The organism is Streptomyces sp. NPDC057617, assembly GCF_042800555.1.
In the GTDB taxonomy this organism is placed as follows: Bacteria; Actinomycetota; Actinomycetes; order Streptomycetales; family Streptomycetaceae; genus Streptomyces.
In genome coordinates this window covers 1,228,627-1,244,339 of the sequence record NZ_JBHVGV010000001.1, presented here as the reverse complement: position 1 = coordinate 1,244,339, position 15,713 = coordinate 1,228,627, and the positions used below count along the sequence as shown (strand labels likewise).

15 protein-coding genes are annotated in these 15,713 nt (G+C 68.1%); 7 read left to right on the top strand and 8 right to left on the bottom strand.

Annotated features, from left to right (window positions below; translation table 11 throughout):
• Positions 1 to 70: 70 nt before the first annotated feature.
• Both npdG and ACFU9P_RS05400 read right to left on the bottom strand, forming a co-directional pair.
• The gene (gene npdG / locus ACFU9P_RS05405; RefSeq protein WP_384077881.1) at positions 71 to 790 is read right to left on the bottom strand and encodes an NADPH-dependent F420 reductase; all 720 of its coding nucleotides are present in this window, start codon (positions 788 to 790) and stop codon (positions 71 to 73) included.
• Positions 791 to 920: 130 nt separating this feature from the next.
• Positions 921 to 2,369 carry an MFS transporter gene (locus tag ACFU9P_RS05400; RefSeq protein WP_384077880.1) on the bottom strand — a complete coding sequence of 483 codons (1,449 nt, stop codon included), beginning with the start codon at positions 2,367 to 2,369 and terminating at the stop codon, positions 921 to 923.
• Between the two features lie 434 nt (positions 2,370 to 2,803).
• Here ACFU9P_RS05400 and ACFU9P_RS05395 point away from each other — a divergent pair, with 434 nt between their 5' ends.
• From ACFU9P_RS05395 to ACFU9P_RS05365, 7 genes are all read left to right on the top strand, one after another.
• Positions 2,804 to 3,865 (top strand): LacI family DNA-binding transcriptional regulator, encoded by a 1,062-nt coding sequence (locus ACFU9P_RS05395; protein WP_376379493.1) that lies wholly within the window; start codon positions 2,804 to 2,806, stop codon positions 3,863 to 3,865.
• 14 nt (positions 3,866 to 3,879) lie between these two features.
• Entirely contained in the window at positions 3,880 to 5,199 is a 1,320-nt protein-coding gene (locus ACFU9P_RS05390; RefSeq protein WP_384077879.1) for an ADP-ribosylglycohydrolase family protein, read from the top strand.
• Positions 5,196 to 6,203, top strand: coding sequence for a nucleoside hydrolase (locus tag ACFU9P_RS05385; RefSeq protein ID WP_384077878.1), 1,008 nt, complete (start codon positions 5,196 to 5,198; stop codon positions 6,201 to 6,203). The genes ACFU9P_RS05390 and ACFU9P_RS05385 overlap by 4 nt, the downstream gene beginning before the upstream one ends.
• A 33-nt stretch (positions 6,204 to 6,236) precedes the next feature.
• Positions 6,237 to 7,598 (top strand): ABC transporter substrate-binding protein, encoded by a 1,362-nt coding sequence (locus ACFU9P_RS05380; RefSeq protein ID WP_384077877.1) that lies wholly within the window; start codon positions 6,237 to 6,239, stop codon positions 7,596 to 7,598.
• A 104-nt stretch (positions 7,599 to 7,702) separates the two neighbouring features.
• The gene (locus tag ACFU9P_RS05375; RefSeq protein WP_384077876.1) at positions 7,703 to 8,650 is read left to right on the top strand and encodes a carbohydrate ABC transporter permease; all 948 of its coding nucleotides are present in this window, start codon (positions 7,703 to 7,705) and stop codon (positions 8,648 to 8,650) included.
• A gap of 2 nt (positions 8,651 to 8,652) precedes the next feature.
• Positions 8,653 to 9,531, top strand: a complete 879-nt coding sequence (locus ACFU9P_RS05370; RefSeq protein ID WP_384077875.1) for a carbohydrate ABC transporter permease — start codon at positions 8,653 to 8,655, stop codon at positions 9,529 to 9,531.
• Complete coding sequence (locus tag ACFU9P_RS05365; protein WP_384077874.1) at positions 9,528 to 10,373, top strand: ribokinase; 846 nt, start codon at positions 9,528 to 9,530, stop codon at positions 10,371 to 10,373. Before ACFU9P_RS05370 ends, ACFU9P_RS05365 begins: the two co-directional genes overlap by 4 nt.
• A 64-nt stretch (positions 10,374 to 10,437) precedes the next feature.
• Here the strand turns inward: ACFU9P_RS05365 and ACFU9P_RS05360 are convergent, their stop codons facing one another.
• The 6 genes from ACFU9P_RS05360 to ACFU9P_RS05335 all read right to left on the bottom strand — a co-directional run bounded on the left by ACFU9P_RS05360 (position 10,438) and on the right by ACFU9P_RS05335 (position 15,571).
• A complete protein-coding gene (locus ACFU9P_RS05360; RefSeq protein ID WP_384077873.1) occupies positions 10,438 to 11,118 on the bottom strand; it encodes a GntR family transcriptional regulator in 681 nt (226 codons plus the stop codon).
• A 99-nt stretch (positions 11,119 to 11,217) separates the two neighbouring features.
• Entirely contained in the window at positions 11,218 to 11,874 is a 657-nt protein-coding gene (locus ACFU9P_RS05355) for an amino acid ABC transporter permease (protein ID WP_384077872.1), read from the bottom strand.
• Positions 11,874 to 12,554 (bottom strand): amino acid ABC transporter permease, encoded by a 681-nt coding sequence (locus ACFU9P_RS05350; protein ID WP_376379465.1) that lies wholly within the window; start codon positions 12,552 to 12,554, stop codon positions 11,874 to 11,876. The genes ACFU9P_RS05355 and ACFU9P_RS05350 overlap by 1 nt, the downstream gene beginning before the upstream one ends.
• Positions 12,555 to 12,556: 2 nt before the next feature.
• A complete protein-coding gene (locus tag ACFU9P_RS05345; protein ID WP_384077871.1) occupies positions 12,557 to 13,465 on the bottom strand; it encodes a transporter substrate-binding domain-containing protein in 909 nt (302 codons plus the stop codon).
• A 31-nt stretch (positions 13,466 to 13,496) separates the two neighbouring features.
• A complete protein-coding gene (locus tag ACFU9P_RS05340) occupies positions 13,497 to 14,285 on the bottom strand; it encodes an amino acid ABC transporter ATP-binding protein (RefSeq protein WP_384077870.1) in 789 nt (262 codons plus the stop codon).
• Entirely contained in the window at positions 14,282 to 15,571 is a 1,290-nt protein-coding gene (locus tag ACFU9P_RS05335) for a threonine synthase (RefSeq protein WP_384077869.1), read from the bottom strand. Before ACFU9P_RS05335 ends, ACFU9P_RS05340 begins: the two co-directional genes overlap by 4 nt.
• Positions 15,572 to 15,713 lie beyond the last annotated feature (142 nt).

Genomic DNA, 15,713 nt, shown 5'->3' with positions numbered 1-15,713 from the left:
GTCGGCAACGGCCCCGGCCGCCTTGAGATGGTGCGGTGCCCCGGTCGACGGGACCCGCGTCGGGCCGGTGTCAGACGTCGGTGACGCGGAGGCCGGCGTGGGCCTTGTAGCGGTGGTTGACGGAGATCAGGTTGGCGACGAGGGACTCGACCTGGTGAGTGTTGCGCAGCCGTCCGGCGTAGACGCCCCGTATGCCCGGGATCCGCCCGGCCAGAGCCTGCACGGTCTCCACGTCGGCGCGTTCCTCGCCCAGGACCATGACGTCGGTGTCGATCCGGTCGACGGCGGGGTCCTGGAGCAGTACGGCGGAGAGGTGGTGGAAGGCGGCGGTGACGCGGGAGCCGGGCAGCAGGGCGGCGGCCTGTTCGGCGGCGCTGCCCTCCTCCGGCTTCAGCGCGTAGGCGCCCTTCTTGTCGAAGCCGAGCGGATTGACGCAGTCGACGACGAGCTTGCCGGCCAATTCCTCCCGCAGCGCCTCCAGGGTGGCGCGGTGGCCGTCCCAGGGCACGGCGACGATCACGACGTCACTCCGGCGGGCGGTCCCGGAGTTGTCCGTGCCCTCGATCCCGAGGCCCAGCGCCTCGGCGACGGCCTCGGCGCGATCGGCCGCACGTGAACCGATGATCACCTTCTGGCCGGCCTTCGCCAGGCGATATGCCAAGCCCTTGCCCTGAGGGCCGGTCCCGCCGAGCACGCCCACGACCAGACCGGAAACGTCGGGCAGCTCCCACGGATCCTTCGCGGCGGCCTTGGAGCGGGTGTTGTGAGCGGGGTGGTGCGTGGTGGACATGGACAACCTTACGGGTGAGGGGGGCGCGGGTGCGCCCCGCGAGGGGAGGAGGCGAGGGGACAGGGCCCAGGGCGTGTTTCGGAAGTAGCGTCGTCCGCCCGCGGGGCGGACGGGACTTCCGAAACACGCCCTAGTTGGCGAGTGCGTCGGCCGGACGTTCCACGCGGGGCATGAGCGTGGAGACGAGGACGCCGAGGGCCGCCATGGCGGCGAGGAGGTAGTAGCCGTTGGTGAACGCCGCGTCCTGGTAGAAGGCGATCCCGTTCACCACGTTGGACCGGTTCGACATCACGACGAACACCAACTGGAGCCCCAGGATGGCGATGACGGCGCCGAGCATGCCGCTCAGTCCGTTGGCGGGGGCCTGGTCGTCGGGCCCGACCACCGACACGATCATGGCGTTCGAGGTGCCTTGGATGACACCGGTGCCGACGGCGACCACGATGCCGGTGAGGATGATCTCGGTGGTGGTGCGGTGGTACAGCGCGCACAGCAGGAGCCCGACGGTCATCGTCAGACTGCCCGCGAGCCATACCGTGCGCGGCGGTACCTTGCGCAGCACATACCCGGTCAGCAGACCCGCCGCGACCCACGCCAGCGCTGCCGGGATGCCGATCAGGGCCAGGTGGGTGAGGCTCCAGCCGAGGCTGGCGGACACATGCGGGATCGCGGGGAACAGCGCCAGGAACGTCAGGACCGTGGGGGCGATGTTGGCGGTGCCGACGATGAGCGCCGGCCCGGTCAGTACGGTGGACACCGACCGGCGGCCCAGGATCCGGACGTCGAAGATGGGCCGCGGTGTGCGGAGTTCGACCACCACGAAGAGGGCGAACAGCGCGCAGCCGCCGACCAGGCAGCCCAGGATGCCCGTGCTGGTCCAGCCCCAGTCCTCGCCCATGCCGACGCCGATGGCCACGACGGAGGTACCTGTGCCCATGAGGATTCCGCCCGGCCAGTCCAGGCCCGCCAGGCTGCCGCGGGCCGGCGTCTCCGGGATCAGGGCGATGCACACGGCGGAGAGCACGGTCACCCCGGCCATCGTCCACAGCACGCTGCGCCAGCCGTGATGGTCCATCAGCAGGCCCGCCACGAGCGGGGACGCCAGGGAGGCGCCGCCCAGGACAGCACCGATGACCGTATAGGCGCTCGCTATGCGCTTACGCGGGAAGAGGTCGCGCACAGAGGCGAAGACCAGCGCGGCGACCGGCCCGTAGAAACCCGCCAGGGCGCGGCCGACGAGCATGACCGCGTAGTTCGGTGACAGCGCCGCGACCACGTCACCGGCCAGGCCGATGCCGATCAGCACGAGCATGACCTTGCGCTTGCCGTAGATCTGGCCGAACCGCATGGCGAACGGTGTGATCGCCAGGGTCACGATGAACAGCGTCACGCTGAACCAGGCGATGTGCGTCGTACGGAAGTGCTGGGCCACGGCCGCCTGCGCGTTGCCGCTCATGGTGCCCACGATCGCGATGACCTGGGCGGGCCAGGTTACGGCGGCGAGCAGGTACAGATAGCGCCCGCGGGACATCGGCAGCGGTTGCTCGGCGACGGCTTCGGACGATGTGACTGCGGTCATGGTGCGGCTCCTGTTGCTTGGGGGAGGCCTCACTCGGTCGGGAGGGCATCCCGGAGTGCCCGTACGAGTGCCCGTACGGGAGAAGTGCGCCGAGCGGTCGGACGGTCGTCTGCTGGACGGTGGAGAACTCCTCGCTGGAGACCGTGTCCCGGCGGGCGAGGCCGGGTCGGCTCAGCCTTCGGAACGAGATGGCTATTCATCATGATGATTACGGTGAGATTGCCTGCTGTGCTTGCGGGCGGTCAAGATGCGTGCACTCAATCAATATGATGTTTGCCGGAAGCGACCCCGGACGCCACGTTTGGTGCTCGTTTCATTGCGGAGGGTGATGATCGTGGCTGTCGAATTTCAGACAGCACACCTCTTGACTTCGTGGCTCGATTCGGATGACTGTTGCTCTCGAACGCAAACCGGTTTGTAAGCGAGGAGCGCAGATGGAGGAGATGGGTGATGCGCCTGCGGCGACGTCCAAGCAAATCGGTTTGGAGGTCGCTGGATCGAAAGGGCCCGCGACCATTTCAGATGTTGCCGCGCGGGCGGGAGTGAGCAAGACGACCGTCTCGCATGTGCTGTCCGGTCGACGGCCCGTTTCCGAGGCCACGCGCCGCAAGGTGATGCGTGTGGTCGAGGAGATGGGGTTCCAGCAGAACTTCTTCGCGCTCGGCCTGTCCGGTCGCCGTAGTCAGACCGTCGCACTGGTCGTCCAGGACCTGACCAACCCGTTCTATCCCGCCCTCGCACGTGGTCTTCAGCAAGCGGTCGGCAAGCGCGAGTACGTCGTCCTGCTGGCGGACGTCGGAGCCGGCACGCCGCCGATCGAGGCTTTCCTCAACGAGGCTGTCCAGCGCCGTGTGGACGGAGTGGTCGTGGCCGCCGTCGACGTACCGGACCGAATGCTGGAGCCTCTGCTCGCCTCGGGGGCCCGTGTGGTGACCGTCGGCTCACCCCGGCACGGGACATCAACCGATGTGGTGTCTTCCGACGACGAGAGGATTGCCGCCGACGCGGTCGCCCACCTGCACAGTCAGGGCCATCGAACGCTGGGCATCATCTCCGGACCCGTCCGCGTCGCTCCCGGTTCGGCACGCCTTGACGGCTATAGACAGGCTCTGCGCGATCACGGCCTGCGGCCCCTGCGGGCGGCCGAAGCGGTGGGGGACTGGACGAGGGAGTCCGGGGCCAAGGCGATGAACCTGCTGATGGACCTGGAGCGGCGGCCCACGGCGGTTTTCTGCGCCAACGACCTCATGGCGATCGGCGCCCTCGATGCGGCCCGTTCGCTCGGTCTGTCCGTTCCCTCGGATGTCGCCGTCCTGGGTGTGGACGACATCGACGCGGCCGGCCTGGTCAGTCCTTCCCTGACCACGGTGCGGGTCCCGGCCCAGGAGATCGGGCGTGTGGCGGGAGAGCTGCTGCTCGCCCGCATGGACGATCCCTCCGGAACGCCGCGTCGCGTGCTGGTTCAGCACCACCTCGTTCACCGTGAATCTGCCTGAGGAGCTCACAGCTCGTGCACGACGTACTTGACCCACGTGATCTCGTCCCCGACGAAGCCGAACAGCTTCTGTCATCGGGCTACGCTGCCGGAGAACTGCTGGACGCGGCCCGTCGGGCAGCCGCGGTCGACGACCTCGCGGAACTGGCCTCCATAGCCGAGGCACTGCGCGCTCTGCGGCGCTCCACCGGGTGGGACTACGACGAACCGTCCGACGCACAGGAGATATGGGCGGCCCTCGCCCCGCCGTCACCCGCCCGGCCTGTCCTCGCGGAACAGCTTCCCCGCCGACTCGCGGGTGCCTGGCTGGGACGGTGTGTGGCCAACACGATGGGCAAGCCCGTCGAGGGACTGACGCGGGGCGAGGTCGCCGTCTACCTTCGGGCCGTCGGCCAATGGCCGCAGACCGGATTCATCCCTCTGCTGGACGAATTGCCCGCCGGAGTCAGCCACCTGCATGAATCGGCCCCGTACGCGGCAGCCGGCCGCTTCGACGCCATCCCGCGGGACGACGACCTGGACTGGACGATCCTCGGCCTGCACCTGCTGGAGACGTACGGGCGCGGCCTGACGACAGAGGACATTGCCTGCGAATGGCTCGACCGCATTCCCTTCACCCAGACGTTCACGGCGGAGCGGGCCGCGTACCGCAACCTCGTCCGGGGCGTGCGGCCGCCGCACACGGCCACCCATGACAACCCGTACCGCGAGTGGATCGGCGCGCTGATCCGAACCGACATCTACGGTTACGTTCAGCCGGGCAAGCCACGTACCGCGGCGAAGATGGCGCTGACCGACGCGGTTCTGTCACACACCGCCAACGGGATCTACGGTGCGATGTGGTCGGCCGCACTGGTCGCCGAGGCGCTCGTGTCCACCGAGCCGATCGATGCCCTGCGGGGCGCACTCTCTGTCGTCCCACCGCGCTCGCGGCTGTACACAAGCCAAGCCGAACTGCTGCGCATGGCCGAGCAAGGGGCCACCGGAGAGACGGCGCAGCACTGGATCGACAGCGAACTGGGCGGCTACAACTGGGTACACACCGTCAACAACGCCGCCATCATCGCCGCCGCCCTCCTCTGGGGCGAGGGGGACTTCGTCCGCAGTGTCGCCCTCGCCGTCGCCGCCGGCCGTGACACCGACTCGACGGCGGCCACAGTCGGCAGTGTCTTCGGTGCCTTGCACGGTCCGGACGCCATACCTGGCCGACTGGTGGAACCGACCGGGGGAGTGGTCCGTAGCGCGGTACGTGGCTTCGACCGGATCACCGTCACCGAACTCGCCGCACGGACGGAAGCCGTTCGTATCGCCTTCGAACAGGATGTGCTCACATGACCGCTGCACGCAGAATCGTGATCGACACCGACCCAGGTCTGGGCGAACCGGGGTCCGACATCGACGACGGCCTGGCCATCGCGTTGGCCCTGCGCTCGCCCGAACTGACCGTCGAGGCACTGACCGTCGTCAACGGCAACGTCGATGTCGACACGGGAGTCGACGTCGCCAGGCGTCTCAGCCGGCGACTGGGGCACCCGGACCTCCCCGTCCTGCGCGGCGCCGACCGGCCACTGCTGCGCGACATGGCTCCCCTGCGCGCACTGTTCGACGTCGTCGTCGGTGACCGTCCCGCCGTCCCGACGGCAGCGGACGACCGGCTCGGACCGACCAGCGACCTCACGGCTGCCGCGTATCTCGTGGAACTGGCAGCCGCGTATCCGGGCGAGATCTCGGTGGTCGCCATCGGCCCCATGACCAATCTCGCGCTGGCGCTGCGCCTCGACCCGGGGTTCGCACAGAACGTGGCGGAAATCGTCATGATGGCGGGCTCCGCCACCGGGTACGCCCAGAACATCACAGTCGTCGGCGACTTCAATGCCTACGTCGATCCCGAAGCGCTCGCGATGGTCCTCGCCAGTGGCGCGCGGCTGCGAATGGTGGGCATCGACCAGACCTCCCGAGTGCGGCTCACTCGCGACGACGCCGCTGCTCTGTCCCACGGTGACTCCTTCGGCCGCTGGGCCGGAGAGTGCGCACTGGCCTGGATCGATTTCTTGGCCAGGGCCTTCCCGCTGCGCGAAGAACACCGGGATGCGTGCTTCCTGCACGACCCCCTCGTTGTGGCGGCCGTCCTCGACCCGTCCCTGTGTACGTGGGCCGACGCCCATGTCGCCACCGACACCACCAGCGAACTGGCCCGGGGCCTGGTCGTGGCCGACCGCGGACTCGCCCTCGCCCCGCCACCCGGACCCCCCAACGCCTCGGTCGCCGTCGACACCGACGTGCCCGGCTTCGGCCGTCTCTTCCTCGATCGCCTTACCGGTACTCCCGCCGGCGATTGACCGCAATCCCCATGACCGTCAGAGAGGACCGTCATGAAGCTTCCTGCTCTTCCCCGCCCTGCCCGGGCCGGAATGCGACTCGCCGTCGGCACGATTGCCGCGGCCCTGCTGGTCACCGGCTGCGGATCCGGGTCCGACGCGTCCGGCGGCGCACAGCAGCCCGAGGGTCTCACCACTGCCGACGGCCTCAAGGACCCGAGCACGCCGGTCACTGTCACCTACGCCGGTGCCGCGTATTCGGCCGATGACATCAAGCCCGTACTCGCGGCCTTCCACAAGGAACACCCGAACATCACCGTCGACTACCAGGCGGTTCCGTTCGACCAGTTCAACAGCGTGCTCAGCACACGCCTGAGTCGCCGGGACCCGACCCTCGACATCTTCGATGTCGACATGCCCCGTACCGACGCCTACCAGGCACGGGGCTGGCTCACCGATCTCTCCTCGGCATTCCCCGACCTGACGGGCAAGGTCGACAAGACGTCACAGCAGGCCGCGACCAGCGACGGAAAGCTTGTCGCCCTGCCCTACCAGACGTCGAGCCAGCTTCTCTACTACAACAAGGCGCTGCTCAAGAAGGCCGGCGTTCCCTTCCCCTCCGCGAACCCCGCCGACCGCTTGACCTGGGAAACGGTCACCGCCGACGCCAGGAAGACCCAGCAAGCGGGCGCCAAATGGGGCCTGCTGTTCGATCAGGTCAACCGTTACTACCAGTTGCAGCCCCTCGCCGAGAGCCTCGGCGGCGGCTCGGGCGTCGGTGGTACCGGAAACCTCACGCCCGCACTGGAGAACGCGGGCTGGGAAAAAGCGATGACCTGGTACGGCTCCCTGTACAAGGACAAGATCTCCCCTCGCGGGGTACCGGTGGCACAGACTCCCGACCTCTTCGCCTCCGGCCAGGTGGCCTTCTTCCCGGGCGGCCCGTGGTGGGCGACCAAGTTCACCGCCGACGCCAAGCTGGACTTCGGCGTCACCGCCTACCCCTACTTCGAGGGGGGCAAGGCCGTCACTCCCACCGGCGGATGGTCCCTCGGGCTGAATCCCGCGAGCAAGCACGCGGTCGCCTCCGAGATCTTCATGAAGTACATGGCACTCGACAACGGTGGATTCGCCCAGCACATGTCCAGCCTCGCCGTGCCGCCCTCCAGCACGGCCGGCACGGCGACCTTCTACAACCAGAAGGTCTTCAAGGACCCCCGCATGGAGGGCGCCGTCGAACTGACCAAGTACGAATTGGCGAACACAGCCACTCTGCGGGCCAGGACCGCCGGCTACGTCGAGTTCGAGGACACACTGTCCAAGACCTTCGACGACATCAGCAACGGCGCCTCCCCAGCCAGTGCGCTGTCCTCCGCCACCAGCACGATCAACCAGGCGTGGGCCAAGTACCGCTAGGGCCTCTCGTTTAAATCCTGCTGGGCTCGCGTGCCCTGGCACCGATGCGAACCGACCGGCCGGGGCGAGCCGACAGACCCCGGCCGGCGGGAGGGATACCCGTAATGACACTCACAACGCACCCTCCGGAAGCCGGAGAAACAGCTCCGCCGCCACAGCGCAAGGGCAGCCTTCACCGGCGCAGGCTCGTAGGCAACCTCAGTGCGGCGGCCATCTTCCTGACGCCCGCTCTCGCGCTCATCATCGTGCTGCGGCTCGTCCCGGTCATCCAGGCCGTCAACGACGCCACCCACACAAGCCTCCCCGGCAGCACTCTGCCGCCACGCTTCGTGGGCCTGGACACCTTCACCGCGCTCTTCTCATCCAACGCCTTCTGGTCCTCCGTCCAGCAGACCCTGATCTTCAATGTCGTGGTCAACCCACTGCAGATCGCACTGGCGCTCGCCCTCGCGGTGCTCCTCACCCAGAACCTGCCTGCCACCGGCATCTGGCGCACACTGATCTTTCTGCCCGCCGCGGTCCCGATGACCGGTTCCGCGGTGGTATGGGGTATCGCACTGCGCCCGGACGGCCCCGTCAACGCGGCGCTCACCGGGGTCGGCATCCACCAACAGCCCTTCCTCACCGGACAGGGACAGGTCGTCGCGAGCCTCATCCTCATCGCCAGCTGGATCGGCGTCGGTTACTGGATGATCTTCCTCATCGCAGGTCTCAACGACATCCCGACCGTGTACTACGAAGCCGCCGCGATCGACGGAGCGGGGCCGCTGCGCCGCTTCTGGTCAGTGACGCTCCCCCTGCTGCGCCGACCGCTGCTGTTCGTCCTGGTCGCCGACACCGTCTCGAACTTCGTACTGTTCGCGCCCATGCAGATCCTCACCGACGGGGGGCCGCAGGGAAAGTCGAACTTCCTCATGTACGACATCTTCCACAACAGCTTCGAGCTCGCTGATCCGCACACCGCCGCGGCGGAACTCCTTGTGCTGCTCGCCCTGATGATCGTCATTGTCGCGGTCCAGTTCCGGCTGCTGCGCAGCGCCGAGGAGAACTGATCATGAACCGCACCTCACTCCCGAACCCGGGCCCGTCCACCGCCTCGGCACCCAGCCGCACCGGCCGTGTCGTGCTGGCCGTCATCGCCGTCGTCGTAGGCATCACCTTCCTCCTGCCGGTCCTCTGGCTCATCGCCAGTACGTTCCGCAGCGCCACCGAAACCTTCGCCAGCAGCTCGTCCTTGAACTGGCACATGCTGTGGCCCGAGCACTGGACCCTCGGCAACATCCACTCAGCGATCGACAACGGCTTCCTGCGCAACCTCTCCAACAGTGTGATTGTCGCCGCCCTGACGGTCGTTCTCGGCATGGTGATTTCCGCGATGGCAGCCTTCGCACTGGCGGTGGTCGACTTCCCCGGCCGCAAATTCGTCTTCGGCATGGTCGTGCTGAGCTTCCTCGTGCCCTTCGAGGCCATCGCCATCCCCTTGGCACACACGTTCAGCGACTGGGGCCTCACCAACAGCATTCCCGCCCTTGTCCTGCCCGGACTCGGCAACGGACTGGCGATCTTCACACTCCGTCAGTTCTTCCTGGGCATCCCGTCGGAACTGGCCGAAGCCGCACGTGTGGACGGTGCCGGATGGCCCCGCATCTTCCTCAGGATCTACCTTCCGCTGACCCGCCCAGCGCTCATCGGTACCGGTCTGATCCTCTTTCTCTTTCAGTGGCAGGCCTATCTGTGGCCCATCCTTGTCACCACCAGTGACGGCAAGGACCTCGCACCCGTCGCCATCGCCAAGACCTTCAACGCGTTCAGCAGCGACTACGGCCGCGTCTTCGCCGAGACAGCGGTGCTGGCAGTCATTCCCGCCGTGATTCTGCTCGGCCTGCAGCGCTATTTCGTCGCATCAGTCGCCACCACTGGGAGTAAGAATTGACCCGCGTAGCCGTGGTCGGATCCGCCAACCTCGACCTCGTCGCCCATACCCCTCGACGCCCTGCCCCGGGCGAGACCGTCCTGGGCACCGACTATCTGCAGCACCCGGGCGGGAAGGGCCTCAATCAGGCGGCCGCGGCGGCAACCGTCACCACGACGGCGTTCGTCGGCCGTCGCGGATCCGACGACGCCGGCCGGGCGCTGGAGACCGAGCTCGTACGGCGCGGGGTCGACACCTCACATTTCCTTCCCCTCGAAGGACCCAGCGGTCACGCCCTCATCATGGTGACGCCCGATGGTGAGAACAGCATCACCGTGCTCCCCGAGGCCAACCGCCTGTTGCTGCCCGCCGACGTCACGCGAGCACTCGACGTCCTTGCTCCCCAACTCGTTCTCACTCAGCTGGAGATCCCACAGGTGACCACCGAGGCCACGGCACGGTGGTCAGTCACTCATGGCGCACGGCTGATGCTCAACGCCAGCCCCAGCGCCACCCTGCCCGAACACGTCCTCGCCGCCGCGGATCCCCTCATCGTCAACCTCACCGAAGCACACCACCTGACCTTCGCCGGAACACCGGAGGACTCCGCGAACCTCCTTGCGGAGCGATGCGTTTCCGTCATCATCACACTCGGTTCCGACGGCTCTCTCGTCGTAGAGAAAGGGCGGACCACCCACCTTCCCGCACCAAGGCTGACACCGGTCGACACCACAGGAGCCGGTGATGTCTTCGCCGGTGTCACGGCGGCTCACCTCGCCCACGGGACCAGCCTCGTCGAAGCGGCACAACAGGCAACCCTCGCAGCAGCCCAGGCCATCCGGACACCGCGGTCCAGCCGATAGAGGCACCCCGTGAGCGGTCGCGGGCCGCCAGTTCGCCGCTTGACCGCGCACCGGCGGTGTGAAGTCACGACTGCTGCTGCTCGTCCCCCGCACCCCGTACCTCAAGGTAGCGCTGCAGTGCCTGGCCCGCTTCGTGGACGTGGCGGCGGATGTGCCGCTCCGCGGCGCGCGGGTCGCCCTTTCGGATCGCCTCCAGAATGGCCTCGTGCTCGTCGATGGCGACCGGCAGCCGGCCGGGCGCCCGCGCGGAGAGGCGGTTGCCGAGGCGCACCTGAGCGATGAGGTTCTCCGCGATGGGGATGAGCCGTCGGTTGCCCGAGCCCTCCCAGATGAGGCGGTGGAACGCGAGGTCCAATTCCCCGTAGGAATGCAGGTTGTTCGCCTCGATGGCCTTGCGTTGCTTTTCCAGCAGATGGCCCAGTTGGGCGGCGATCCGGTCATGATCGGGTGCCCCGGCCGCCCGCCGCGCGGCGATCCCGTCGAGGGCCTCCCGCAGCTCGTACAGCTCCAGCAGGTCGTCGGTGGTGGCTTCGGGGACGAAGTAGCCGCGGTGCGGGACGGCGACGAGGAAGCCTTCGCGTTGGAGTGCGGCGAGGGCGGCCTTGATGGGGGTCGGGCTGAGGCCGAGCTGTTCGCTCAGGGGACGGACGGTGACGCGGGAGCCCGGGGTGAGGGACCCCTCGATGATGGCGGCCCGCAGGTAGTCGTAGGCGGCGTTCAGTAACGTGTTGCGCGGGACGGTCATGGTCGCCGGAGCCCCCCTTTTTCTCCGTGAAGTCTTCTCCGTGAAGATGTCTGACGATCACGGTACTTCCCCGAAGTGGCTACGGCGCGGCCGGGCGCGTCAGTGAAGTCTGCGCTCGTACCAACGGGACAGCATCGTCAACGGCAGGCAGATGACGAAGAAGACGGCGAGTACGGAGCCGAGGATCGGTACCGCGTGGGAGGAGCCGCCGGAGAGGGTGAGCCGTTCGATGGAGCGTTGTGATGCTTCGAGGATGTCGAGCAGTCCGATGACGGCGGCCAGTGAGGTCTGTTGGGTGAGGTTGACGACGAGTCCGATCAGCGGGGGGAGCGCTCGCCGGGCGGCCTGGGGCAGGAGGACGTACCGCATCCGTCCGGTCCAGGAGAAGCCCAACGCCGCGGCGGCCTCGGCCTGCCCCCGGGGTACCGACTGGACGGCGCCGCGGACGACTTCGGCCATGTTGGCGCTGCCCCACAGGGACAGTCCGACGGCGGCGGCGACGAAGGTGTTCACCAGTACGCCGATGATGGGCAGGACGAAGAAGATGAAGTACAGGATGATGATGATCGGCAGGCCCCGCCAGATCTCGACATAGGCCCGGGCCGCCGCCCGGACCGGTCTGCTGGGCAGGGTGAGTACGGTGCCGAGCAGGGTTCCGGCCAGGAGGCTGGCGGCGATGCTGACCAGGGCCAGCAGGGCGGTTTCGCGCAGGCCGTCGGCGAGGTAGCCGGCTACGGGTCCGACCCATGGGGGCATCAGTGTTCTCCTGGTATCGCGAAGCGACGCTCGATCGTTCCTGCGCCCAGTGACATGAGCCAGACCAGTCCCAGGTAGACGACGCCGATGGCGAGGAACATCTCGAACGCCCGGAAGGTGACGGCGACGATGTTGACGGCGGTCTCGGTGAGTTCCGGGTAGCTGATCGCGACCATGAACGATGAGTTCTTGAAGACGGAGATGAGGATGTTGGTGACCGACGGCAGTGCGATACGGGCGCCGAGGGGGAGGGTGACCTGCCGGAAGGCGGCCAGGCGGGGGAAGCCGAGGGCCCGGCAGGCTTCGACGTAGCCGCCTTCGACGGCTTCGAAACCGGCGCGGAAGTTCTCCGTGTTGTAGGCGCCGCCCCACAGGAGCAGTGACAGCCAGCCGACGGTGAAGCCGTCGAGTTGCAGCCCCGTTTCGGGTAGCGCGAAGTAGAGGAAGAAGATCTGTACCAGGAGCGGGGTGTTGCGGAACAACTCGACGTAGACCGTGATCAGTTGTCGGGCGACCGGTATGCGGAGCGTACTGATCGCGCCGAGCAGGACACCGACGATCAGGGCACCGGCCATGCCGATGGCGCTGATCGCCAGCGTTCGCAGCAGGCCGGTGCCGAGCTCGTCGAGATGCTGGGCGATGAAGCCCGGGTCGAAGTGGTAGCCGGAGGCGTCGGACATGCTCAGCACTGCATGGTGGAGCCGGACGGGTAGGTCAGCTCACTGCCCGGGCGGGGCACGTACTTCGCGAACTGCTCCTGCACGGAGGGGTCGGTGACGGACTTCCGGAACTCGGTCCAGAAGAAGTCGGTCTGCTGCATGTGGGCGAGGGCGCCGTTGACCCACGCGAGCATCTCCGCGTCGCCCTTGCGGACGCCCATTCCCCAGGGGCTGTCGGCTTTGGCCTCGCCGACGACCTTCAGGTCGGGGTTCTTCGCCGCCAGGTCGAGCAGAAGGGTGTCGTCCTGGGCGAACGCGACACCGCGGTTCTGGTTCAGTGCGGTCAGTGCCTGGCTGGTCTCGGTGAACAGTGTCTGCTTGACGTCTTTCATGCACTGGGTCAGCCAGAGGCTGGCGGTGGCGCCGGAGATGCTGATGACCGACTTGCCCGCCAACTGGTCGAACGAGTTGATCGGGGAGTTCTTCGGTACCAGCAGTTTCACGCCGCTGTCGAAGTAGGGCGTGGAGAAGTCAATGGTCTGGGCTCGTTCCGGGGTGTAGTTCATCGTCGCTTCGATCAGGTCGATGCGCTTGGAGGTCAGGAACGACACCCGGTTGGATCCGGTCACGCAGGTCAGGGCCAGCGCGTTGGGGTCGCCGAACGCGTACGAGGCCATCTGGTGGGCGATGGCGATTTCGAAGCCCGCGTTCTTCGACGACTCGTCGATGTATCCGAACGGCGGGTAGTCGCACTTGACTCCGACGGTCAGCTTGCCCTTGCTCTTCACCGCGTCGGGCAGCGGCGCCCCCACGTCCACGGGGTCGCTGGAGGCGGCGGGGGACGAGGACGACCCGTCGGGTGAGGAGGAGCAGCCCGCGGCGAGGACCAGGACCATCGCCGCACCGATGACAGTGCCGAATTTCGATCTCACGACTTGACTTCCTTCTGCCCGCTCGGGCGGGCTATCTGAGAACCTTGCGCAGGAACTGGCGGGTACGGTCGTTCCGGGGCCGGTCCAGCACATCGGCCGGACGGCCCTGCTCCGCGATCACGCCACCGTCGATGAACACCAGGCGGTCGCCGAGTTCGCGGGCGAAGCCCATCTCGTGGGTGACGCACAGCATCGTCATTCCGGAGCGGGCGAGGTCACGCATCACGTCGAGGACCTCGCTGACCAGCTCCGGGTCCAGTGCGGAGGTCACCTCGTCGAACAGCATCACGTGCGGGTCCATCATCAACGCCCTGGCGATGGCGACCCGTTGCTGCTGCCCGCCCGACAGTTGCCTCGGGTACGCGTCGGCCTTGTCGGCCAGCCCCACGCGGGCCAGCAGCGTGGTGGCCCGCTCCCGCGCCTGGTCCTTGGGCATCTGCAGCAGCTTGCGCGGCGCCAGGGTGAGGTTGTCGACGGCGGACAGGTGCGGGAAGAGGTTGAACTGCTGGAACACCATGCCGATGCGCCGGCGCACCTTGTTCAGATCGACGCCGGGCCCCGTCAGATCCTCGTTCTCCAGCAGCACCTGGCCGGAGGTCACCGGCTCCAGCAGATTGACACAGCGCAGCAGGGTGCTCTTGCCACCACCGGACGGGCCGATGACGGCGACCACCTCACCGCGGGCCACCGCCAGGTCGACGCCCTTGAGCACCTCGACACTGCCGTAGGACTTGTGCACCCCGCGCAGCTCCACCATCACCGGCCGTGTGTCGGCGGGTGACGGGGCGAGCGGACCGGCCACGCCCGGTGACTCCGTCATCGCGGTGTCCCATGGCCGCGGGCCGTGCCGGTCGTTCCGGCCGCGGACGCCTCCGGCGGCAGGTCCGCGTCGCGTTCCAGGCGGGGCGGCCGCCCAACACTCAGGGAGTCGGCGTACTTGACCGCACTGCCGGTGTTGAGTACGAGGACCTCCTCGTCCCCGTTGAGCCACCCGTCGGCGCGCAGCCGGCGTACCGCGGCCAGCGTCGCGGCCCCCTCCGGGCACATCAGCACACCGTCGGACGCCGCACAGGCCGTCTGCTCCGCGAGGATGTCCCGGTCGTCGACGGCGACCGCCGTGCCCTTGCTGTCCCGCAGCGCGGACAGGATGAGGAAGTCGCCCAGTGCGCCGGCGACGTTGATACCGAACGCGACAGTGCGTGCCTGGTCCGCCGGCCACGGTTCGGCGGTCTCGGCCCCCGACTCGAAGGCCCGTACGATCGGCGCGCAGCCGCTGGACTGCACGGCCACGAACCGGGGCAGCCGCCCGGTGATCCAGCCCAGCGCGGCCAGTTCGTCGAGCGCCTTGCGGATACCGATCAGACCCACGCCGCCACCGGTCGGGTACACCACGACGTCCGGCACCCGCCAGCCGAACTGTTCGGCGATCTCCAGGCCCATCGTCTTCTTGCCCTCGATGCGGTAGGGCTCGCGCAGCGTCGCGGCGCTGAACCAGCCGTCCCGTACCGCCTGCCCCGCGATGCGACCGGCGTCGCCGATCAGACCGTCCACCAGGTACACCCGGGCGCCGGCCGCCAGACACTCCTTACGGGTCACCTCCGGAGCGTCCTCGGGCATCACCACCAGACAGTCCGTCCCGGCCCGTGCCGCATAGGTGGCCCAGGCGGCGCCGGCATTGCCGTTGGTCGGCAGCGTCAGACGCCGCAACCCCAGTTCATGCGCCCGGGAAACCCCGACCGCCGCGCCCCGCGCCTTGAAACTGCCGGTCGGCAGCGCTCCCTCGTCCTTGGCCAGCAGGCCCGGTACGCCGATCCGCCGGCCGTACCCGGCCAGCGGCACGATCGGCGTCCAGCCCTCGCCGAGGGTGATCACGTTCGCGGGATCCCGTACCGGCAGCAGCTCCCGGTACCGCCACAGGTCCGCGCCGCGCGACGCGATGTCCTGCGGCCGGACCGAGGCCCGGACCTGGTCGAGGTCGTAGCGGACCAGCAGCGGCGAACCACAGCGGCACACGTTCTGCGGCACATCCGCGTCGTACCGCTCGGCGCACCGTCCACACTCCAGGTGCGTCAGCGCGCTGGTCCAGTTCCCGTCGTCGGGGTACAACCGGGTCTTCCTCTCTGTCTGGCCGGGGACGGACGGTGGTGGGGGGGGGGGGGGGGGCCCCCCCCCCCCCCCCCCCTCCCCCCCAAGGGGGAGCGGGGCGAGCCGGCACTTTGTTGCCTGTCCTGCATCCTCCTATGTGGGG